Below are 19,159 nucleotides of genomic sequence, written 5' to 3' on the forward strand. Positions count from 1 at the left end.
GTCAAGCTTGTATTTGAGATAAAATCTTGCTTCTCCAGTTATCTTGGTCCCCGCCATGCCCAATAAAACGCTCGACGACGTTGCTTTCCGTCGTATTCTTGCCCGTAATATCACCTTGCCGCTGGCGGCCGGCGTCGTCAGCGCCGGCGTGTTCGTCGTGCTGCTGGTATACCTGGTCACGACCATGAACTGGGTTGAGCACAGCGAGCGCGTGATCGGCAACGCCAGCGAGATCAGCAAGGAAATGGTCGATATGGAGACCGGCCTGCGTGGCTACATGCTGGCCGGCGACGAGACTTTCCTGCAACCCTATGTGTTGGCGAAGCCGAAAGTCGTGTCCAGCCTGGCGAGCCTGGTGGACCTGGTCAAAGACAACCACGCCCAGGTCGACCGCCTGCGAGTGATCGAGGCCCAACACCGCCAATGGGACCAGTATGCGCAGGAAATGATACGGCTGCGCGCGGCCAACGGCGATGTGACGGGACCGGTCAAGACCGGGCGCGGCAAGAACCAGTTCGACGAGATCCGCCGCCAGCTCGACGCTTTCATCGAAATCGAGATGCGCATGCGGCAGGACCGCAACGCCTCGGCCCGCAGCGTGACCATCCTGGTGGCGGTGGTGTACCTGGTGCTGACCCTGGGCGTGGGCGGCGCGCTGGCGTGGTTCGGCCGGCGCGAGCTGCTCGGCCTGTCGAAAACCTATGACGACGTGCTGCGCCAGCACACCGAGCACGCCGATCTGTTGCAGCAGCAAGCCTGGCTGCGCACCGGCCAGAGCGAGCTCGCGCAGCAGGGCATCGGCCAGCTGGCGCTGCCGCAACTGTCGGCGGTGCTGCTGCAGTTCCTGGCGCGATACATGAACGCGGTGGTCGGCGCGCTGTACCTGCGCAACCGTGACGGCAGCCTGCGCCGGGTGGCGTCCTACGGCTTTAGCGCCGAGTGGGAGCAGCGCGACCAGCAACTGAAGTCGGGCGAGAGCCTGGTGGCGCAAGCGGCGCTGGAACGGCGCCTGATCCGCCTCGACAAAGTGCCGGTCGATTACATTCAGGTCAGTTCCGGCCTAGGATCGGGGACGCCGGCCAGCGTGCTCATGGCGCCGCTGGACAACGACGGTGAGGTCAACGGCGTGATCGAAATCGGTCTGCTTAGGCCGATCGCGGTGCGGGACATGGATTTCCTGACCCTGGTCAAGGGCAACATCGGCAACGCCATCGAGGCCAGCCAGTCGCGCCAGCGTTTGCAGGAAGTGCTGGAGGAAACCCAGCAGCTCAACGAGGAATTGCAGGTGCAGCAGGAGGAATTGCGCACAGCCAACGAGGAGCTGGAGGAACAGTCGCGCGTGCTGGAGGAATCACAGGCCAGCCTGGAGAACCAGAAGGCCGAGCTGGAACAGACCAACGAGCAACTGGCCGAGCAGGGCACCGCGCTGGACCACAAAAATGCCGCGCTGCTCAAGGCGCAGTCGGACCTGGAGGCGCGCGCCCGCGAACTGGAGCGCGCCAGCCAGTACAAATCGCAGTTCCTGGCGAACATGTCGCACGAGTTGCGCACGCCGCTGAACAGCTCGCTGATCCTGGCCAAGCTGCTGTCGGAGAACTCCGCCGGCAACCTGAACGACGAGCAGGTGCGCTTCGCCAACACGATCTACTCGGCCGGCAACGATCTGCTGAACCTGATCAACGATATCCTCGACATCTCCAAAGTCGAGGCCGGCAAGCTGGAACTGGTGCCGGAGCAGCTGTCGCTGCGCCACGTGGTCGAAGGCATGGCTATGGTGTTCGAACCGCTGGCGCAGCAAAAGAAACTGGGCTTCCACGTGCAGGTGGCCGACGACGTGGCCACGCACATGGTCACCGACCGCCAGCGCCTGGAACAGATCCTCAAGAACCTGCTGTCGAACGCGCTCAAGTTCACCAGCAGCGGCCAGATCACCTTGGCCGTGCACGGCGCCGGCGAGGGCGCGGTCGGTTTCTCGGTGCAGGATACCGGCATCGGCATCCGCCAGGAAGACCAGCAAGGCATTTTCAACGCCTTCCAGCAGGCCGACGGCACCACCAGCCGCAAGTACGGCGGCACCGGGCTCGGCCTGTCGATCTCGCGCGACCTGGCGCATTTGCTGGGCGGCGCGATCAGCCTGGTCAGCGAACCGGGCAAGGGCAGCTGCTTCACCTTGACGATGCCGCTGCGCTGGACCGCGCCGGAGCCGGGGCCGCGCGTCGGCAGCGCCAGCGCGCCGGCCAGCATGGATGACAATGGCGGCGTCGGCGCCTACGCGGCCACGTCGCTGGGCCTGGCCATCGCGGCGACCTCGCCGGCGCCAAGCGAAGCGCACGGCGCCGACAGCGAGCAAGCGGCCCCGCGCGTACGCGCTTTCGACGATGACCGCGATCAGCTGCTGGCCGGCGTCGACAACGCCCGCTCGGTGCTGGTGATCGAGGACGATCCCACCTTCGCCCGCATCCTGTACGACCTGGCGCACGAAAAACAATACCGCTGCCTGGTCGCCTTCGACGCCGACGAGGGGTTGGAACTGGCGCGCCTGCACCGTCCGAACGCAGTGTTGCTCGACATCCGCCTGCCGGACCGCTCCGGCCTGTCGGTGCTGCAAATGCTCAAGGACGACGCCCAGACCCGCCACATTCCGGTGCACGTGGTGTCCGGCTCGGATGCTGGCGAGGCCGCGCTGCACCTGGGCGCGATCGGTTTTGCGCTCAAGCCGACGACCCGCGAGCAATTGATGGAAGTGTTCCACCGCATCGAGAGCAAGCTGACGCAAAAGATCAAACGCGTGCTGCTGGTCGAGGACGACGACCGCCAGCGCGACAGCGTGGTGCGGCTGATCGCCGACGACGACGTCGACATCATCGACGTCGGCAGCGGCGAGGAGGCGCTGGCGCTGCTGCGCACCACCGTGTTCGATTGCATGATCATCGACCTCAAGCTGCCTGACATGCAGGGCAACGAATTGTTGCAGCGCATGTCCGGCGAGCAGCTGGCGGCGTTCCCGCCGGTGATCGTCTACACCGGCCGCAACCTGTCGCGCGCCGAGGAGGCCGACCTGCACAAGTATTCGCGCTCGATCATCATCAAGGGCGCCCGCTCGCCGGAGCGCCTGCTCGACGAGGTGACCTTGTTCCTGCACAAGGTCGAGGCCGATCTGTCGTCCGAGCGCCAGACCATGCTGCGCACGGTGCGCTCGCGCGACCGCGTGTTCGAAGGCCGCCGCATCCTGCTGGTCGACGACGACGTGCGCAACATCTTCGCGCTGACTAGCGCGCTGGAGCAGAAGGGCGTGCTGGTCGAGGTGGGCCGCAACGGTTTCGAGGCGATTGAAAAACTCGACCAGCACCCGGATATCGACCTGGTGCTGATGGACGTGATGATGCCCGGCATGGACGGCCTGGAGGCGACCCGCCACATCCGCACCGACGCCCGCTTCACGCGCCTGCCGATCATCGCCATCACCGCCAAGGCGATGAAGGACGACCAGGAACAATGCCTGGCCGCCGGCGCCAGCGATTACCTGGCCAAGCCGATCGACCTGTCGCGCCTGTATTCCTTGCTGCGGGTGTGGATGCCCAACGGCGAGCGCGGCGCGTGAAGGGATGACAGCGTATGCAACATAGCGACACCGATATCGAGCTGAAAGTGTTGATGGAAGCCATCTACATGAAGTACAGCTACGATTTCCGCGACTACACCGGCGCCTCGCAAAAGCGCCGCGTGCTGCATGCGCTCAAGGAAATGGATTGCGCCAACATCTCGGCGCTGCAGGCGCGCATCATGCACGAGCCGTCCGCGTTCAGCCAGTTGCTGCAATACCTGACGATCCCGGTGACGTCGATGTTCCGCGACCCCAGCTATTTCAAGGCGCTGCGCGAGCACGTGGTGCCGGTGTTGCGCACTTATCCGTCGCTGAAGATCTGGATCGCCGGCTGCAGCACCGGCGAGGAAGTGGTGTCGATGGCGATCCTGCTGCGCGAGGAGGGTTTGCTCGAGCGCAGCATGATCTACGCGACCGACATCAATCCGCAGTCGCTGGAGAAGGCCCGCAAGGGCGTCTTCCCGCTCGACGCCATGCGCGAATATACTGCAAACTACCAGGCCGCCGGCGGCACGCGCAGCTTTTCCGACTATTACACGGCGGCCTACAATGCCGCGCTGTTCGACAGTTCGCTGTGCGAAAACGTCACGTACGCCGACCACAGCCTGGCGACCGACGCCGTGTTTGCCGAGACCCATTTGATCAGTTGCCGCAACGTGATGATCTATTTTAAGAAAAGGCTGCAGGAGCGCGCTTTCGGGTTGTTCCACGAATCGCTGTGCCATCGCGGTTTTCTCGGCCTCGGCAGCAAGGAAAGCATCGATTTTTCCGCCTACGCACCCAGCTTCGAGCCGGTGCAAAAGCGTGAGCGGCTGTTCAGGAAGCGTTAGAGATGGCGCCGAATACGGGTTCGACGACGGCTGTGCCACCGGGTGCGCAAAAGGGCGAGGCGGCCACGCGGGCGATCGCCGCCGCGATCGCCGGGCGCACCATCGAGGCGGTGGTGATCGGCGCCTCGGCCGGCGGCGTCGGCGCGCTGCTCAAGTTGCTGCCCGGCCTGCCCGCCGGTTACGGCCGGCCGCTGGTGGCGCTGCTGCACCTGCCGGAGAAGCGCCAAAGCCAGCTGGCCGAGGTGTTCCGCCAGCGCGTGGCGCTGCGGGTATGCGAGGCCGGCGACAAGGAACCGCTGTCATCCGGTACGCTGTACTTCGGCGGTTCCGGCTACCATTTGTCGGTGGAGTCGGACCGCAGTTTTTCGCTCAGTTGCGAGGCGCCGCTGCACTTCGCCCGTCCCGCGATCGATTTCCTGATGGAGTCGGCGGCGGACGCCTACGGCCCGGCTTTGCTGGGCATTTTATTGACCGGCGCCAATCACGATGGCGCCGCCGGCCTGGCCGCGATCGGCCGCGCCGGCGGCCTGACGGTGGTGCAGGACCCGGACGAGGCCGAGGTGGCCACGATGCCGAAAGAAGCAATCCGTCTGCGGACGCCGGACCTGGTCCTGCACCTGGACGCGATACATACAATGCTGTTGATGCTGGAGAATAATTAATGCAAGCCGAGCAACCGACCAAAGTGCTGATCGTCGACGATCTGCCGGAAAACCTGCAAGCGCTCAATGCCGTCATCCGCGGCGCCGGGCGCGAGATCTTCCAGGCCGGCTCCGGCGAAGAGGCGCTCGCCTTGCTGCTGCAGCACGACTTCGCGATGGCCTTCCTCGACGTGCAGATGCCCGGCATGGACGGCTTCGAACTTGCCGAGCTGATGCGCGGCACCGAACGCACCCGGCAAATCCCGATCGTGTTCGTCACCGCCGCCGGCAAGGAGCTTAACTATTCGTTCAAGGGTTACGAGGCCGGCGCCGTCGACGTGCTCTACAAGCCGCTCGATTCGCGCGCCGTGCGCAGCAAGGTCGAGGTCTTTGTCGCGTTGTACGAGCAGCGCGAGGCCACGCGGCGCCAGGTGCAGGCGCTGGAGCTGGCGCGGCAAAAGCAGGAGGCCACGCTGGCCGAACTGAACGCGGCGCAGGCGCAGCTGCAGCGGGCGCTGTCGATGCGCGACGAGTTCATGTCGATGGTGTCGCACGAGATGCGCACGCCGCTCAACACCTTGTACCTGGAAACGCAATTGCGCAAGATGCAGCTCGAGCGCGGCAACATGGCCGCGTTCGGCGCCGAGCAGTTGCAGCGCATGGTAGCGCGCGACGACCGCCAGATCCAGAGCATCATCCGCCTGATCGACGACATGCTCGACGTGTCGCGCATCCGCAGCGGCAAGCTGTCGCTGCGGCCGGGCTGGGTGGAGATGTCGGGCCTGCTGCGGCGGGTGGTGCACGATCTGACGCCGCAGGCCAACACGGCCGGCTGCAGCATCAGCCTCGACGCCGATACGCCGGTCAGCGGCTGGTGGGACGAGTTCCGCATCGAGCAGATCGTCGTCAACCTGCTGACCAACGCGCTGCGCTACGGCGCGCAGCAGCCGGTGGCGGTGTCGCTGGTGGTTGGCGAGGATGTGGTGCGGGTCGAGGTGCGCGACCATGGTCCGGGCATCGCGCCCGAGCAGCAGCAGAAAATCTTTGAGCCCTACGAGCGCGGCGTCGGCAACGAGGTGCCGTCGGGCCTGGGACTGGGCCTGTATATCTCGCGCGAGCTGGCCGAGGTGCACGAGGGCACGTTGACCGTGGCCAGCATTCCCGGCGAGGGCGCGGTGTTCACCTTGGCCTTGCCGCGCAGGGACGCGCCGCCGGCGTAACGGCGCGCTGCGTCAGCGCGAGCCGGATTCCTCGCGGCGCTGGACCAGATAGGCGTTCAAATCGTCAAAGCTGACGTTGCCGCGCTGCGCCGTGTCGATGCTGTCGAAGTTCTTGTCGACGATGGTCAGGCCGGCCTGGCGGGCTTCCTCTCGGTTTAGCGTGCCGCTGCGGTCGGCGTCGGCGTCCTCGAAGCGTTTCTTCAGCTTTTGCAGCGTGGTGAAGCGCAGCAGCACCGGGCCGGGCGCGATGTCGCGCTGCGGCTGGCGCATCGATCGCGGCACGTAGGAATCGGAATACGGCGTGGCCGCGCCGGCGGCCGATGCCGTCCTGACGGCCGGCGCCGGTGGTTCCCCTGGCGGAGTTTGCGCGCCCGCCTGGGCGGTCGCCAGCAGGGCTGTCAGTGTGGTCAGATGTAAAAGGTTCATGGTTATCTCCCCGCCATCAATCGATGCACGGCTCAGGTTGACACTTTGATCCCAATGTCCGAATTAATCAAACACCTTCTATTGTGCGGTGCGATTTTGTCGCCAGGAAACATCGTTTTGATGGTTTAAGTGCTTGTTTTTGCTGGTAATTTTGTCGAAACGGTAAGTGTGCAATGTATGCCAAATGGCATTGATTGAAGGGTTGAAAAGGGCGGCCGCGCAACGATGGGCGCCGCCCTGGTGCTGATGCATCAGCTGCAATTGCGCAGTTGTAGCGAGCCGATCGCCAGGCCAGGCAGGGCCGGCAGCAAGGCTGGGGTCATGTCGACCTCGATCCAATAGGTGTTGGCCGTGAAGTTCAGATTCATGGCGCCGGCGCAGGCCGCAGGGAAGCGGTAGCGCGTGAAACCGGTGGCCGCGATCGGCGTGCCGGCCAGCGTATCGCTGTCGATCGTCGCCATCAGGTTGCCGGCCGGCGTGGTGCCGCTGTTGGGATACTCATACAGCCGCACCACCACTTTGCCGGCCGTGACGCTGTTGTCACGGATGTGCGCAAACATGGCCAGCGTGGCGGTGGACATGCTGCCGAACGAGTCGGTGACCTGATAGCGTATCTTGCACGGCAACAGCAGGCCCGGGGCGAGCCTTGCTTCGGAGTTGTCCATCTGAACGGCGAGGTAGCACGATTCATCGATGGCGCCCATCGAGCCGCCGCCGGTCCAGGGGCTGCTGGCCAGCGCGGTACCCGGTGCCGACAGCGCGGCCACGGCCAGCAGGGCCATGGGGCGCATGAGGCGCGACGAGAAGAGGTGGGAAAGTTGAAGTGAGAACATGGCGACTCCTTGAAATGGCAGGCCGGACCGGCCTGCATGACTTCAAGACTAGACCGTCGCGGGAGCTCAGCTTTAAGGCGTATCAAGCTAGTCACTACGTTGAAAATAGGCAGCCCGAGCGGTATCGTTGCCCTCGGGTTTTTATTTTTGCCAGAAGCCGGCGTGGGCGAGGCGCGCCTCGTCTTCGCGCAGCGGACCGATAACTTCTGTCGGGCGCTGGCCGCGCGCGAAGACGTCGCGGCACGGCAGCGACAAGGTCGGATTTTCGGGATCGCTACCGGTCAGTTGCAGCAGGCTCGCTTCCGACATCGCGTAGACGACCCGGCCGACGCCGCTCCAGTAGGTGCCGCCGGCGCACATCGCGCACGGTTCGGCGTTGGCGTACAAGGTGGCGCCGGCCAGTTGCGCGGGGCTGTAACGCTGCGACGCCATGCGCAGCGCGTTCATCTCCGCGTGCGCGGTGCGGTCGCTGCTGGAGGCGTTCATCGCCTCGGCGATGACGCTGCCGTCGGCGGCCACCACCATCGCCGCGAACGGGTGGTGGCCTTCGTCGCGCGAGCGCTGCGCCAGCGCCAGCACCCGGCTGAGGAATTCGTGGTCTTGCGGCGTGGCTGTGGTCATCGGCTAAGTCATATAAAAATGCTATTAGATAGCATAATGTCATCAAATAATATTATGTCATTTTGATAATTCTTCGCCGGTATGATGTGCCTCAGCGTTCATCCCTGATGTTAAACAAAAAGGCGCACAATGTCCAAAATTCTCACCGCGTTAATCTGCGTGGCGTCGCTGTGCGCGGCGCCGGTCCACGCCGCCGTCAATCTGGTGCAGAACGGCGATTTTGAAACCGCCACCCTGCTGGGCTGGACCTCGAGCGGCGACCCCAGCGGTCAATTCGTCGGCCCCGACTACAGCGCCGCCGTGCCGCCGCTGAACCAGGTCTTCAGCGAATCGGCCTACGACAACCTCGGCTACATCAGCCAGCAGGTCGCCACGGCGGTGAACGGCATTTATACGCTGGAATTCGATTTGCAAGTGCAAGCCGATCCGGTCGAGGCGACCGACACCGAGGCCCTGGTCCTGTTCAACGGCGCGCAGGTGTTCGGCGAGACCGACGTCAGCCACGACTGGCAGCATTTCACCATCACCGGCCTGCTGGGCAACGGCACTTTCGGCTTGCTCAGCTTTGGCAACCGCAACTACTTCGCCTATAACCAGCTGGACAATATTTCACTGGTGCAGACCGGGGTCGGGGTCGGCACCGTGCCGGAACCGGCGTCGGTGTCGATGCTGGTGCTGGGCCTGGGCCTGATCGGCCTCGCCCTCAAGCAACGCCAACAGCGGTCTTTCTAAGTCCACCACGCCGGAGTCGCCATGTCCGAAGCCTTCCTCGGAGAAATCCGCATGTTTTCGTTTAATTTCGTGCCGAAAGGCTGGGCCGCCTGCAACGGCCAGCTGTTGCCGATCAATAGCAACCAGGCGCTGTTTTCGCTGCTTGGCACCTACTATGGCGGCAACGGACAAAACAGCTTCGCCTTGCCCGACCTGCGCGGGCGCGCGCCGATGCACACGGCTGACGGCACCCCCGGCCAGCGCGGCGGCGCGGTCAGCCACACGCTGACGCTGGCGGAGATGCCGGCCCACCGGCACGCGCTGCTGGCCGAGGCGCCGGGCAATCCGGGCCATACGCCGGCGCCGGGCGGCGCGGTGCTGTCGTCGGTGCCAGCCGGCGCCATCAACATGTTCAGTCCGGCCGATGGTAGCGCCGCGCTCGGCGCGCTGGCCGTGGCGCCGGCCGGCGGCGGCGCGCCGCACAACAATATGCAGCCGTATGCCACCAGCACGTTCGGCATCTGCCTGTCGGGCATTTACCCTTCCCACTTCTGACCGCGGCCGGAGTCCTCCATGTCCCAACCTTATATTGGCGAAATCCGCATCTTCGCCGGCAATTTCCCTCCGTACGGGTGGCGGTTCTGCGACGGCGCGGTGCTACCGATCAACGAGAACGACGCGCTGTTCGCGCTGATCGGTACCACCTACGGCGGCGATGGCCAGCAAACCTTCGCGCTGCCCGACCTGCGCGGCCGGGTGCCGATTCATGTCGGCGCGAACGCCGGGTACGACTACCTGGCGGGCGACCACGGCGGCGCGGAAACGGTGACGCTGACGGCCACCCAGATGCCGGACCACACCCACGCGGTGGGCGCCAGCACGGCGGCCCCGGCCAAGGCCGGCGCCGCGCTCGACATCACCACCGGCTCCTACGTGCCCGGCACGCCGCTGCCCAAGCCCAAGCTGTACGGCGCGCCCACCGCGCTCACGCCGATGTACGCGGGTGCCGTGCGGCCGGAGGGCGGCGGCCAGCCGCACGACAACATGGCGCCTTTCCTGGCGATCAATTTCATCATTGCGCTGTTTGGCGAGTTCCCGTCACCTTACTAGGACCGACCATGTCAGATCCATTCATCGCCGAAATCCGCATGTTCAGCGGTAACTTCGCCCCGTCCGGGTGGGCCTTGTGCAACGGCCAGTTCTTGCCGATCTCGCAAAACACGGCGCTGTTCGCGCTGCTGGGCACTTCTTATGGCGGCGACGGCAAGAACAACTTCGCCCTGCCCGACCTGCGCCAGCGCCTGCCGCTTGGCACCGGCGACGGTCCCGGACTGACGCCGCGCGACCTGGGCGAGCGCAGCGGCAGCGCCAGCGTCAGCCTGCAGACGCCGCAGCTGCCGTCCCACGGCCACCAGCTACGCGCCACTTCGCAGGCGGCCACCAGCACCTCGCCGGCGGGCAACCTGCCGGCCGGCGTGTCGTCGCCGACGCCCCCCTACCGCGCGCCCAGCAACCTGGCGCCGATGGCCGCCAATCCGATCTCGGTGGCGGGCGGCGGCCAGCCGCACAACAACCTGCAGCCTTACCTCGAGGTCAATTTCATCATCGCCACGCAGGGCATTTTTCCGGCGCGCTGGTGAGCCGATGAGCGCCATCACGCTACGCCCGGCCACGGCGCAGGATGCGGAATTCATGCTGCGGCTTTACCGCGGCACGCGCCAGGACCTGGCCGCGCTGGCCGACGAGGTGCTGCGCGAGCGCATCGTCGCGATGCAGTTCGCGGCCCAGCAGCAGCAATACCTGGCGCGCTTTCCGCATGCGGAGGTGAGCGTGGTGGTCGACGGCGACCGGCCGGTGGGGCGGCTGTATGTCGATTGCGACGAAACCGGCGTGCGGCTGGTCGATATCAGCCTGCTGCCGGAGGTGCGCAACCGCGGCATCGGCGCCGGCCTGCTGCGCGCCTTGATGACGCGCGCCGGCGCCCACGCGCTGCCGTTGCGCCTGAGCGTATTGCCCACCAACCGCGCGCGGTCGCTGTATGCGCGGCTGGGCTTCGAGGCCGCCAGCGATGGCGGCCTGTATCAATCGATGGAATGGCGCGCCGCCGGCGCGCCAGCGGCAACCTGACTGGGGAATCTTCATGGAACGCAGGAACTTCATTTTCGCCGGTGGCGCCTTGCTGGGCGGCGCCGGCCTGCACGCGGCAAGCGCGTTCGCGGCCACGCCGCGGCAGCCGGGCGGCGCCACCTACCAGACGCTCACGGGGCAGACTTTCAACCTGTATGCCAGCACCAGCGGCACCAGCGTCACGCTGTTGAAGGTCAAGCGCCGCGACCAGGCCAGGGAGTTCGACCAGTTTTCGCTGTTGTTCGCCGGTGCCGGCGCGGCGCTGCCGGCGGCGGTCTACGAGATCGAACACCCGGTGACCGGCAAGCTGGCGCTCTACCTGGAACCGGCCGGCAAAGGGCCTGAGGGGAACTACTACCGTGCCGATTTTACATTGCTGGCGTCCGCTGCCCGCTGAGGGCGGGCCGATGCCGGGGCGTCAATCGTCGCGCAGCACGCCGTAGCGCAGGTTTTGCCGCTTCAGGTAACTGCGATAGGCCAGCGACATGCGGTCGCACGCCACCGATACTTCTGCGCCCGGGATCAGCGGCAGCCGCGCGGGGCCCTGGCTTTCCAATATCGGCAGGTCCTGCAGGAAGATGGTGTCCTGGAAGGCGCGCAGCGCGTCGTCGTCGGAGGTGAAATCGTCCAGCGCCATGATGATCCACACGCGCGTGGTGGTTTCGGTCAGCGGTTGCGGCAGCAATGCGATCGCCTCGGCGACGGCGCCCGGCCGGTGTTTGGTCAGTATCGCCGTCAGCGGCCGCACCACCCGGTAGGTGTATTCGATGTCGCTGCCGCTGATGGCGGCCTTGCTGGCCTGCGGCTGCCACGCGCGGCAGCGTTTGGCCCGGACCCCGCTGCCGTAGTCGGCATCGTCGAACGTCTCGACCGTGTAGTCGGGAATCGCCGCCTGTTCCGGCACGCCCAGTATGCCCTCGTGCACAAAGGCGAAATGCGCCATGTCGAGGAAATTTTCGACGATGCGCGGGCCGCTGCTGTGCACCTCGTACGGCCCGCACCAGACCTTGCGCAGGCGCTCGTCCGCGAACTCGGGAAAGCGCGGCGGCCCGGATTCGGCAGGCGTACCGGTGCACACCCATACCATCCCGTATTTTTCCTGCGCGTGGAAGATGCCGACCCGCGCTTTCAGCTGGTCGGGTTGCAGATCCGGCAGCGCGGGGACGTGCCGGCAGCGGCCCTCGCCGTCGAAGCGCCAGCCGTGGTAGGCGCAACGCAGCGTCTCGCCTTGCGTGCCCGCCTCGATCGCGCCCATCGACAGGCGCGTGCCGCGATGCGGGCAGCGGTCTTCCCAGGCGTGGATGGCGCCGGCGCTGTCGCGCCACAAGGCGATGCGCGTGTCCAGCAGGTCGGTCGCGGTGATGGCGCCGGCCGCTATCCGCGAGGACAGCGCCACCGGATGCCAGTCGTTCAATAGTACGGGATCGGTCGTCATGTGGGTTCCGGTCGGCGGGGCCGTGGGCGCCCCGCCTTTGCACGCTTACTTGGGAATGACGCCGTCCACGCCCTGCACGTAGAAGTTCATCGACAGCAGGTCCTTCAGCGGCACGGCGACGCCGGCCGCGTACTTGACCGCGCCCGATTGGTCCTTGATCGGACCGGAGAACGGGTTGAAGGTGCCTGCCGTCATCGCCGCCTTTTTCTCCTCGAAGATCTTGGCCGCGTCGGTCGGAACCACGGCGTTCAGCTTGGACATCTTGACCATGCCTTCTTTCAGGCCGCCGCGATAGTCGCCGGTTTTCCACGTGCCGGCCATGACCGCCTTGGCGGTGTCGGTGTAGTAGCCCGACCAGTCGTTGGTGGCGGCGGTCAGGTGGGCTTTCGGCGCGAAGCGCGACATGTCCGAGTCCCAGCCGAAGGCGTACACGCCTTTTTCCTGCGCCACCTGCAGCGTGGCCGGGGAGTCGGTGTTTTGCGCCATCACGTCGGCGCCTTGCGCCACCAGCGTTTCCGCCGCCTGGCGTTCCTTGGCCGGGTCGTACCACGAGTTCACCCAGATCACTTTGGTCTTGATGCCCGGGTTGACGCTTTGCGCGCCCAGCGTGAAGGCGTTGATGTTGCGGATCACTTCAGGCACCGGGAAGGAGGCGATGAAGCCCAGCGTTTTGGACTTGGTCATTTTGCCGGCCAGGATGCCGTTCAGGTACGCGCCCTCGTACAGGCGCGATTCGTAGGTTGCCAGGTTCTTGCCGGTCTTGAAACCGGTGGCGTGGACGAACACGACGCCGGGTGTGGACTTGGCCACTTTCTCGGTCGGATTCATATAGCCGAACGAGGTGGTGAAAATCAGCTTGTTCCCCTCCGCGACCAGCTTGCGGATCACGCGTTCCGCATCGGCGCCTTCCGGCACGTTTTCCACGTAGGTGGATTTGACTTTGCCGGCCAGCGCTTTTTCCATCGCCAGGCGGCCCTGGTCGTGGGCGTAGGTCCAGCCGGCGTCGCCGACCGGGCCGACGTAGACGAAGCCGATTTTCAGCGGTTCGGCCGCCAGCGCGGGAAGGGCGGCGGCGCCGAGGGTGGCGGCCAGCGCGGCGAGCGCGATCAGTGTGCGACGATTCATCATGCGGTTTCCTTTGGCGATGTAGAAAGTGGATTAGAAGTGATATTCCGCGCGGACCATCGGCGTTCTGGCGGTGGCGCCGGGGTTGTTCTTGTCCGAGTTGCCGAACTTGTTTTTCCAGTACTGGTATTCGAGGCCGACCTTGAAGGTGTTCTTCGGCGCGCCGACGACGGCGCTGGCGTCGTACATGACTTGCATGTCGATGTTGGTTTCGCGCGCGGTGTCGCCGCCGAATTCGTCCTTGCCCTTCTTGCCGATGAAGTTGGCGTATCCTTCGAACGACAGCGGAATGCCGATGTTGAACGGGATGCCCCACGCGGCGGTGAGCATGGCGTGCGTGTCGTAGCGGTAGCGCGGCGTGGCGACGTTGGTGTAGGTGTTGAACGGCGCATTGCTCTCCCAAAGCGCGAGCAGGCTGATGTCGAGGAAGCCCGGCACGTCCATCATCAAGGTCGGGCCGGCGACCACCATGCGCTTCTTGGAGTTGTAGCCGGCGTCGGTCTTGCTGTTGTAGTCGAAGCCCAGCGTGGCGCCGACGCCGCGCACCGGACCGAAAGCCCAATTGCTGCCGGTGACCTTGCCCAGGTCGAGCGTGTGGCGGTACACGGCGTACGCTTCGTGCGCGCCGCTGGCCGCACCGGCCGACGAGGGATCGTCGTGCGACGACATCAGGAAGTCGACGTTGAGAAAATTCTTGCCGTATTTGTAGCCCGATACATGGCTGAAGTTGACGATGTTCTTGGTGATGTCGTTGTCGTTGAACGGCTCGGCGAAGCGGGTGCCGTAGCGGTAGCCGAGCGACGTGTCGCTCCATTCGGCGGCCTGGGCCGAGCAGGCGCAGCTGGCGAGAAGGAGGAGTGCTGCGGTGCGGGTTGCGAGTTGAGACATCATGCTAACTCCAGTGGGTTGGGTGGTATGAACGAACTATTTTAGTATCCAATCCGGGCGATGGATTGGATTCAATCTCGTTCTGTAACCCTAGCAATTTGCAGGCCAGATGCCTCACAGCCCGGACAAAACTTCGGCCAGGTTGACCTTTTTCTGGCTGGTGTCGAGGTGCAGGCGCGCTTCGATTTCCAGCAGGTGGTGTTCGATCAGATGCGTCGCCTCGGCGACATTTCCCTGCTCGATCAAGGTCGCCAGATCCTGGTGTTCGTGGTTGCCGCACATCGGCGCGCCGGGCTTTTCGTACAGCGCGATAATCAGCGAACAGCGCGACACCAGCTCCGCCATGAAGCGCTGAAGCACGCGGTTGCCGGCCAGCTCCGCCAGCAGGATGTGGAACTCGCCGCCCAATCGTATCCAGCCGGCGCGGTCGCCGGTGCGGCGCGCCTGGTCCTCCGCTTCCAGCGCGGCGCGTATCTGCCGCAGCGATGCCGGTGTGGCGTTGCGAATCACCAGCGGCATGATCTCGCGTTCGATGGCGCGGCGTGCGGCGAAGATGTCGCGCGCCTCTTCCGGCGTGGGCGAGGCGACGACGGCGCCGCGATTGGGGCGCAGCTCGATGATGTGGTCGTGCGCAAGCCGTTGCAGCGCCTTGCGCACGGTGGTGCGGCTGACTTGATAGAGCTCGCAGAAATCGGCTTCGCCCAGATGGGTGCCGGGCGGCAGGCGGTGGCTCATGACGGCGTGGACGACGGCGCGGTAGATGCGCATATCGACGCCGGTGGTGCCGCGCCTGGGCGCTGCGGTTTTGTCAGTGGCCGGGGCGGCCGGATCGGCCTTGCCTGCGCTAATACGTTTGCCTTGTGGGCGCGCGGAACTGGTGGATGACATCTGTTGAATCTCCATTGAATACACACGTATATATAAGCAGGAAGTGTGCTCACTTCTGCGTATGGTTTGTGTACAACCCCGGGCATGCCGCGCACGTTTTTGGTGATGTTTATGTCTTCTTTAGTGCGGGCTGCGTTAGAAAAGAGCGCGCCAGCCCTGTCCTCGCGTGGCATGTTATTTGCGTCTGATGCCGTAACTACTTTGTATACGATGAGGACAGCGGATGAAGCAAGCACCCCGTCTGCAGATGCTCGGCATCTCCAAGATTTATCCGTCCGTGGTGGCCAACGCCGGCGTCGACCTGACCGTGATGCCCGGCGAGATTCACGCGGTGCTGGGCGAGAACGGCGCCGGTAAAAGTACGCTGATGAAGATCATCTACGGCGTGACGAAGCCCGATGAGGGCCAGGTGATCTGGGAGGGACGCCAGGTCCATATCAACTCTCCGCATGACGCGCGCAAGCTGGGCATCGGCATGGTGTTCCAGCACTTTGCGGTGTTCGAGACGCTGACGGTGGCCGAAAACATCGCGCTGGCGCTGGACGATAAGGTGACGCCGACCGAACTGGCGCCGCGCATCCGCGCCGTCTCGGAACAATACGGCTTGCCGCTCGATCCGCAGCGGCTGGTGCACAGCATGTCGGTGGGCGAGCGGCAGCGGGTGGAGATCGTGCGCTGCCTGCTGCAGTCGCCGCGATTGCTGATCATGGACGAGCCGACCTCGGTGTTGACGCCCGACGCGGTGCTCAAATTGTTCGAATCGCTGCGACGCCTGGCCTCCGAAGGAGTGAGCATCCTGTATATCAGCCACAAGCTCGACGAAATCCAGTCGCTGTGCGACAAGGCGACGGTGCTGCGCGGCGGACGCGTGTCCGGCACCGCTAACCCGAAACAGGAAAGCGCACGCTCGCTGGCCGAATTGATGATCGGCCGCGAGCTGCCGGTGTGCGTCAACACGCCACGCGCGCCGGGCGAGGTGATGCTCGCCATCGAAGCATTGAGCGTGGACAGCGAAGATCCTTTCGGCACGCGGCTCAAGGACATCAACCTGCAACTGCGCGGCGGCGAGATCGTCGGCATCGCCGGCATTTCCGGCAACGGCCAGCAGGAGCTGTTGAAGGCCATCTCCGGCGAGCGTCCGCTGCGTGGAGCCGCAGGCGCTATCCGGTTAGGCACCCTGGACGTGGGCACGCTCGACGCCGCGCGACGCCGTCAGCTGGGATTGGGCTTCGTGCCGGAGGAGCGCCTGGGACGCGGCGCCGCGCCAGAGCTGTCGCTGGCCGACAACGCACTGCTGACCGGCTATCTGCCGGCAGCCAACACCGGCATGGTGAAAGACGGCCTGATACAGCGCGGGGCGGTGCGGGACTTCGCGCGCAAGGTCATAGAACGCTTCAACGTCAAGTGCGGCGGCGAGCAGTCGGCCGCCTCCAGCCTCTCGGGCGGCAACCTGCAAAAGTTCATCGTCGGCCGCGAGATCGAGTTGGCGCCGAGGGTGATGGTGTTTGCGCAGCCGACATGGGGCGTGGACGTCGGCGCCGCGATGCTGATACGTCAGGCCATCCTCGATATGCGCGACCAGGGCGTGGCGGTACTGGTTCTGTCCGAGGAGCTCGACGAATTATTCATGCTGAGCGATCGCATCGCGGTGCTGGCCGATGGCCGCCTGTCGCGCGCCGTGCCGGCCGCCGGCACCGGCATCAACCAGATCGGCGTGTGGATGAGCGGCGATTTCGACTACCAGGGAGCCGACCATGTCGAGGCTTGAACGCCGTCCGGAACCTTCGCGCCGCATGATGCTGGCGTCGCCGCTGATCGCGGCGGCTGCCATGTTGCTGACCGGCTCCGTGCTGTTCTTCTTCCTGGGCCAGGAGCCGCTGCACGCGTTCAACGTGTATTTCATCAAGCCGTGGACCACATTGTATGGCGTGGGCGAGCTGCTGCTGAAGGCGACGCCGCTGATCCTGTGCGGCGTGGGGCTGGCGATCGGCTTTCGTGCCAACGTCGCCAACATCGGCGCCGACGGCCAACTGACCATCGGCGCGATCGCCGCCGGCGCCGTGGCGCTGTATTTCGACCAGGTCGAGGCTTGGTGGGTGCTGCCGTTGATGCTGGCCGCCGGCGCGCTGGGCGGCATGCTGTGGGCGGCGATACCGTCGCTGCTGCGCACCCGTTTCAACACCAGCGAAATCCTGGTCAGCCTGATGCTGGTGTACGTCGCCTACCATCTGTTAAGTTATCTGGTGCATGGGCCCATGCGCGATCCGGACGGCTTCAATTTTCCGCAGTCGAAGATGTTCAGCGTATCGGCCACCTTGCCTTTGCTCGTGGAGGGCTTGCGCGTCAACGCCGCCTTCATCCTGTCGCTGCTCGCGGCGGCGGCGGCCTGGTTCTTCTGCAAGCATACCTTCGCCGGCTACCGCATGCAGGTCAGCGGCATGGCGCCCGCCGCCGCCCTGTACGCGGGGTTCAGCGAACCGCGCAACGTGTGGCTGGCCTTCATGGTCAGCGGCGCGCTAGCCGGCGTGGCCGGTGTCGGCGAAGTGGCCGGTCCGTTGGGCCAGATGCAGCCGTCGGTGTCGGCCGGCTACGGCTTCGCGGCGATCATCGTCGCCTATGTGGGACGCCTGCATCCGCTGGGCGTGGTGCTGTCGGCGATGCTGATGTCGCTGCTGTACATCGGCGGCGAGACGGCGCAGATCGAACTGCAGGTGCCGTCCGCGATCACCGGCATGTTCCAGGGACTGCTGCTGTTTTACCTACTGGCGGCCGACCTGTTCATCCACTACCGATTCAAACCGCGCAAGCGCTCCATGTCTGCCGTTGTGGGAGAAACCGCATGATCGATACCGCGCTGTTAATCGCCTTCCTCGCCAGTACCGCGGGCGCCGCCACGCCGCTGGTGGTGGCCTCGATGGGCGAACTGGTGACCGAGCGTTCCGGCGTGCTCAATCTGGGCATGGAGGGCATGATGCTGGTCGGCGCCGTGACCGGCTTCGGCGTCACCCTGGCCACCGGCCAGATGTGGCTCGGGCTTCTCGCGGCAATGGCGGCTGGGATGGCGATGTCGCTGATCTTCGGCTTCCTGGTGCTGACGTTGCAGACCAACCAAGTGGCCACCGGACTGGCGTTGACGTTGTTTGGCATCGGCGTCTCCGCGTTCATGGGACGCGGCTTCGTCGGGCAGACGGTGGAGCGCATGCCGCAGCTGACCTTTCCGCTGCTGTCGGAGATGCCGTTTGTCGGTCCGCTGCTGTTCCGCTTCGACGGCATGGTGTACGCGTCGGTGGCGCTGGTGATGCTGATTGGCTGGATGCTGGCGCGCACCCGCCTTGGCCTCGTGATACGCGCCGTCGGCGAGTCGCCGCACAGCGCCCATGCGATCGGCTTTCCGGTCATCGCGCTACGCTATGGCACGGTGTTGTTCGGCGGCGCCATGGCCGGCCTGGGTGGCGCCTACCTGTCGCTGGCGCTGACGCCGATGTGGGTCGAGGGCATGACGGCGGGACGCGGCTGGATCGCGCTGGCGCAGGTGGTGTTTGCGACGTGGAAGCCGCGCGGCGTGCTGGTGGGCGCCTATCTGTTCGGCGGCGTGACGGTGCTGCAGTTCCATGGGCAGGGCTTGGGACTGGCGATTCCGTCGGAGTTCCTGTCGATGCTGCCTTATCTGGCCACCATTGTGGTGCTGGTGATTATCTGCCGCAATCCGCAGACGATCCTGCTCAACAAGCCCATGTCGCTCGGACAGAACTTCAAGCCGGATTGAGTGCCGTCGCGCGCGGATTGTATGATGGCGCTTTGGCGATAGGG

Annotated in this window: 20 protein-coding genes; 13 read left to right on the forward strand and 7 right to left on the reverse strand. The window is 65.2% G+C overall.

Features of this window, described 5'->3' with window-relative positions; all coding sequences use genetic code 11:
* The first annotated feature begins 55 nt into the window (after positions 1–55).
* Genes ACZ0BA_RS23740 through ACZ0BA_RS23755 form a run of 4 tightly spaced genes read left to right on the forward strand, consistent with a single transcriptional unit; the run spans position 56 to position 6,295 of the window.
* The gene (locus ACZ0BA_RS23740) at positions 56–3,601 is read left to right on the forward strand and encodes a response regulator (protein ID WP_463453608.1); all 3,546 of its coding nucleotides are present in this window, start codon (positions 56–58) and stop codon (positions 3,599–3,601) included.
* 14 nt (positions 3,602–3,615) lie between these two features.
* Positions 3,616–4,434 (forward strand): CheR family methyltransferase, encoded by an 819-nt coding sequence (locus ACZ0BA_RS23745; RefSeq protein ID WP_463453609.1) that lies wholly within the window; start codon positions 3,616–3,618, stop codon positions 4,432–4,434.
* Positions 4,435–4,436: 2 nt separating this feature from the next.
* On the forward strand, positions 4,437–5,096 hold the full coding sequence (locus ACZ0BA_RS23750; RefSeq protein WP_463453610.1) for a chemotaxis protein CheB: 660 nt from the start codon (positions 4,437–4,439) through the stop codon (positions 5,094–5,096).
* On the forward strand, positions 5,096–6,295 hold the full coding sequence (locus tag ACZ0BA_RS23755) for a hybrid sensor histidine kinase/response regulator (protein ID WP_463453611.1): 1,200 nt from the start codon (positions 5,096–5,098) through the stop codon (positions 6,293–6,295). The genes ACZ0BA_RS23750 and ACZ0BA_RS23755 overlap by 1 nt, the downstream gene beginning before the upstream one ends.
* A gap of 12 nt (positions 6,296–6,307) precedes the next feature.
* Here ACZ0BA_RS23755 and ACZ0BA_RS23760 read toward each other — a convergent pair whose 3' ends face one another.
* The 3 genes from ACZ0BA_RS23760 to ACZ0BA_RS23770 all read right to left on the reverse strand — a co-directional run bounded on the left by ACZ0BA_RS23760 (position 6,308) and on the right by ACZ0BA_RS23770 (position 8,175).
* Positions 6,308–6,721, reverse strand: a complete 414-nt coding sequence (locus ACZ0BA_RS23760) for an EF-hand domain-containing protein (RefSeq protein ID WP_463453612.1) — start codon at positions 6,719–6,721, stop codon at positions 6,308–6,310.
* Between the two features lie 251 nt (positions 6,722–6,972).
* On the reverse strand, positions 6,973–7,554 hold the full coding sequence (locus tag ACZ0BA_RS23765) for a hypothetical protein (protein WP_463453613.1): 582 nt from the start codon (positions 7,552–7,554) through the stop codon (positions 6,973–6,975).
* Between the two features lie 141 nt (positions 7,555–7,695).
* Complete coding sequence (locus ACZ0BA_RS23770) at positions 7,696–8,175, reverse strand: nucleoside deaminase (protein WP_463453614.1); 480 nt, start codon at positions 8,173–8,175, stop codon at positions 7,696–7,698.
* Positions 8,176–8,304: 129 nt separating this feature from the next.
* Here ACZ0BA_RS23770 and ACZ0BA_RS23775 point away from each other — a divergent pair, with 129 nt between their 5' ends.
* The 6 genes from ACZ0BA_RS23775 to ACZ0BA_RS23800 are packed head-to-tail and all read left to right on the forward strand — an operon-like array spanning position 8,305 to position 11,410.
* Positions 8,305–8,907 (forward strand): PEP-CTERM sorting domain-containing protein, encoded by a 603-nt coding sequence (locus tag ACZ0BA_RS23775; protein ID WP_463453615.1) that lies wholly within the window; start codon positions 8,305–8,307, stop codon positions 8,905–8,907.
* A gap of 21 nt (positions 8,908–8,928) precedes the next feature.
* Positions 8,929–9,441, forward strand: a complete 513-nt coding sequence (locus tag ACZ0BA_RS23780) for a phage tail protein (RefSeq protein ID WP_463453616.1) — start codon at positions 8,929–8,931, stop codon at positions 9,439–9,441.
* 18 nt (positions 9,442–9,459) lie between these two features.
* Positions 9,460–9,996, forward strand: coding sequence for a phage tail protein (locus tag ACZ0BA_RS23785; RefSeq protein ID WP_463453617.1), 537 nt, complete (start codon positions 9,460–9,462; stop codon positions 9,994–9,996).
* An 8-nt stretch (positions 9,997–10,004) separates the two neighbouring features.
* Positions 10,005–10,526: a phage tail protein gene (locus ACZ0BA_RS23790; RefSeq protein ID WP_463453618.1), complete on the forward strand. Its 522-nt coding sequence runs from the start codon at positions 10,005–10,007 to the stop codon at positions 10,524–10,526.
* A gap of 4 nt (positions 10,527–10,530) precedes the next feature.
* Positions 10,531–11,013, forward strand: a complete 483-nt coding sequence (locus ACZ0BA_RS23795; protein ID WP_463453619.1) for a GNAT family N-acetyltransferase — start codon at positions 10,531–10,533, stop codon at positions 11,011–11,013.
* 13 nt (positions 11,014–11,026) lie between these two features.
* On the forward strand, positions 11,027–11,410 hold the full coding sequence (locus tag ACZ0BA_RS23800) for a DUF6916 family protein (protein ID WP_463453620.1): 384 nt from the start codon (positions 11,027–11,029) through the stop codon (positions 11,408–11,410).
* A gap of 21 nt (positions 11,411–11,431) precedes the next feature.
* Here the strand turns inward: ACZ0BA_RS23800 and ACZ0BA_RS23805 are convergent, their stop codons facing one another.
* From ACZ0BA_RS23805 to ACZ0BA_RS23820, 4 genes are all read right to left on the reverse strand, one after another.
* Positions 11,432–12,448, reverse strand: coding sequence for an aromatic ring-hydroxylating dioxygenase subunit alpha (locus ACZ0BA_RS23805; protein ID WP_463453621.1), 1,017 nt, complete (start codon positions 12,446–12,448; stop codon positions 11,432–11,434).
* A gap of 45 nt (positions 12,449–12,493) precedes the next feature.
* On the reverse strand, positions 12,494–13,576 hold the full coding sequence (locus ACZ0BA_RS23810; protein WP_463453622.1) for a BMP family ABC transporter substrate-binding protein: 1,083 nt from the start codon (positions 13,574–13,576) through the stop codon (positions 12,494–12,496).
* A 30-nt stretch (positions 13,577–13,606) separates the two neighbouring features.
* Positions 13,607–14,461, reverse strand: a complete 855-nt coding sequence (locus ACZ0BA_RS23815; protein ID WP_463454821.1) for an outer envelope protein — start codon at positions 14,459–14,461, stop codon at positions 13,607–13,609.
* 114 nt (positions 14,462–14,575) lie between these two features.
* Complete coding sequence (locus ACZ0BA_RS23820) at positions 14,576–15,349, reverse strand: GntR family transcriptional regulator (protein ID WP_463453623.1); 774 nt, start codon at positions 15,347–15,349, stop codon at positions 14,576–14,578.
* A 223-nt stretch (positions 15,350–15,572) separates the two neighbouring features.
* On the opposite strand from ACZ0BA_RS23820, the gene ACZ0BA_RS23825 reads away from it, so the two are divergent.
* From ACZ0BA_RS23825 to ACZ0BA_RS23835, 3 genes are read left to right on the forward strand one after another with little or no spacing between them, the layout of a single operon-like run.
* On the forward strand, positions 15,573–17,117 hold the full coding sequence (locus tag ACZ0BA_RS23825) for an ABC transporter ATP-binding protein (RefSeq protein WP_463453624.1): 1,545 nt from the start codon (positions 15,573–15,575) through the stop codon (positions 17,115–17,117).
* The gene (locus ACZ0BA_RS23830; RefSeq protein WP_463453625.1) at positions 17,104–18,192 is read left to right on the forward strand and encodes an ABC transporter permease; all 1,089 of its coding nucleotides are present in this window, start codon (positions 17,104–17,106) and stop codon (positions 18,190–18,192) included. Before ACZ0BA_RS23825 ends, ACZ0BA_RS23830 begins: the two co-directional genes overlap by 14 nt.
* Complete coding sequence (locus ACZ0BA_RS23835) at positions 18,189–19,115, forward strand: ABC transporter permease (protein WP_463453626.1); 927 nt, start codon at positions 18,189–18,191, stop codon at positions 19,113–19,115. Before ACZ0BA_RS23830 ends, ACZ0BA_RS23835 begins: the two co-directional genes overlap by 4 nt.
* Positions 19,116–19,159 lie beyond the last annotated feature (44 nt).

Source organism: Duganella sp. AC917 (assembly GCF_979258245.1).

Coding starts and splice junctions, on each gene's coding strand:
- ACZ0BA_RS23740 (WP_463453608.1), top strand. CDS start 56: ATGCCCAATAAAACGCTCGACGACGTTGCTTTCCGTCGTATTCTTGCC.
- ACZ0BA_RS23810 (WP_463453622.1), bottom strand. CDS start 13,576: ATGATGAATCGTCGCACACTGATCGCGCTCGCCGCGCTGGCCGCCACC.
- ACZ0BA_RS23780 (WP_463453616.1), top strand. CDS start 8,929: ATGTCCGAAGCCTTCCTCGGAGAAATCCGCATGTTTTCGTTTAATTTC.
- ACZ0BA_RS23755 (WP_463453611.1), top strand. CDS start 5,096: ATGCAAGCCGAGCAACCGACCAAAGTGCTGATCGTCGACGATCTGCCG.
- ACZ0BA_RS23835 (WP_463453626.1), top strand. CDS start 18,189: ATGATCGATACCGCGCTGTTAATCGCCTTCCTCGCCAGTACCGCGGGC.
- ACZ0BA_RS23785 (WP_463453617.1), top strand. CDS start 9,460: ATGTCCCAACCTTATATTGGCGAAATCCGCATCTTCGCCGGCAATTTC.
- ACZ0BA_RS23795 (WP_463453619.1), top strand. CDS start 10,531: ATGAGCGCCATCACGCTACGCCCGGCCACGGCGCAGGATGCGGAATTC.
- ACZ0BA_RS23800 (WP_463453620.1), top strand. CDS start 11,027: ATGGAACGCAGGAACTTCATTTTCGCCGGTGGCGCCTTGCTGGGCGGC.
- ACZ0BA_RS23770 (WP_463453614.1), bottom strand. CDS start 8,175: ATGACCACAGCCACGCCGCAAGACCACGAATTCCTCAGCCGGGTGCTG.
- ACZ0BA_RS23805 (WP_463453621.1), bottom strand. CDS start 12,448: ATGACGACCGATCCCGTACTATTGAACGACTGGCATCCGGTGGCGCTG.
- ACZ0BA_RS23745 (WP_463453609.1), top strand. CDS start 3,616: ATGCAACATAGCGACACCGATATCGAGCTGAAAGTGTTGATGGAAGCC.
- ACZ0BA_RS23820 (WP_463453623.1), bottom strand. CDS start 15,349: ATGTCATCCACCAGTTCCGCGCGCCCACAAGGCAAACGTATTAGCGCA.
- ACZ0BA_RS23750 (WP_463453610.1), top strand. CDS start 4,437: ATGGCGCCGAATACGGGTTCGACGACGGCTGTGCCACCGGGTGCGCAA.
- ACZ0BA_RS23760 (WP_463453612.1), bottom strand. CDS start 6,721: ATGAACCTTTTACATCTGACCACACTGACAGCCCTGCTGGCGACCGCC.
- ACZ0BA_RS23815 (WP_463454821.1), bottom strand. CDS start 14,461: ATGTCTCAACTCGCAACCCGCACCGCAGCACTCCTCCTTCTCGCCAGC.
- ACZ0BA_RS23765 (WP_463453613.1), bottom strand. CDS start 7,554: ATGTTCTCACTTCAACTTTCCCACCTCTTCTCGTCGCGCCTCATGCGC.
- ACZ0BA_RS23790 (WP_463453618.1), top strand. CDS start 10,005: ATGTCAGATCCATTCATCGCCGAAATCCGCATGTTCAGCGGTAACTTC.
- ACZ0BA_RS23775 (WP_463453615.1), top strand. CDS start 8,305: ATGTCCAAAATTCTCACCGCGTTAATCTGCGTGGCGTCGCTGTGCGCG.
- ACZ0BA_RS23830 (WP_463453625.1), top strand. CDS start 17,104: ATGTCGAGGCTTGAACGCCGTCCGGAACCTTCGCGCCGCATGATGCTG.
- ACZ0BA_RS23825 (WP_463453624.1), top strand. CDS start 15,573: ATGAAGCAAGCACCCCGTCTGCAGATGCTCGGCATCTCCAAGATTTAT.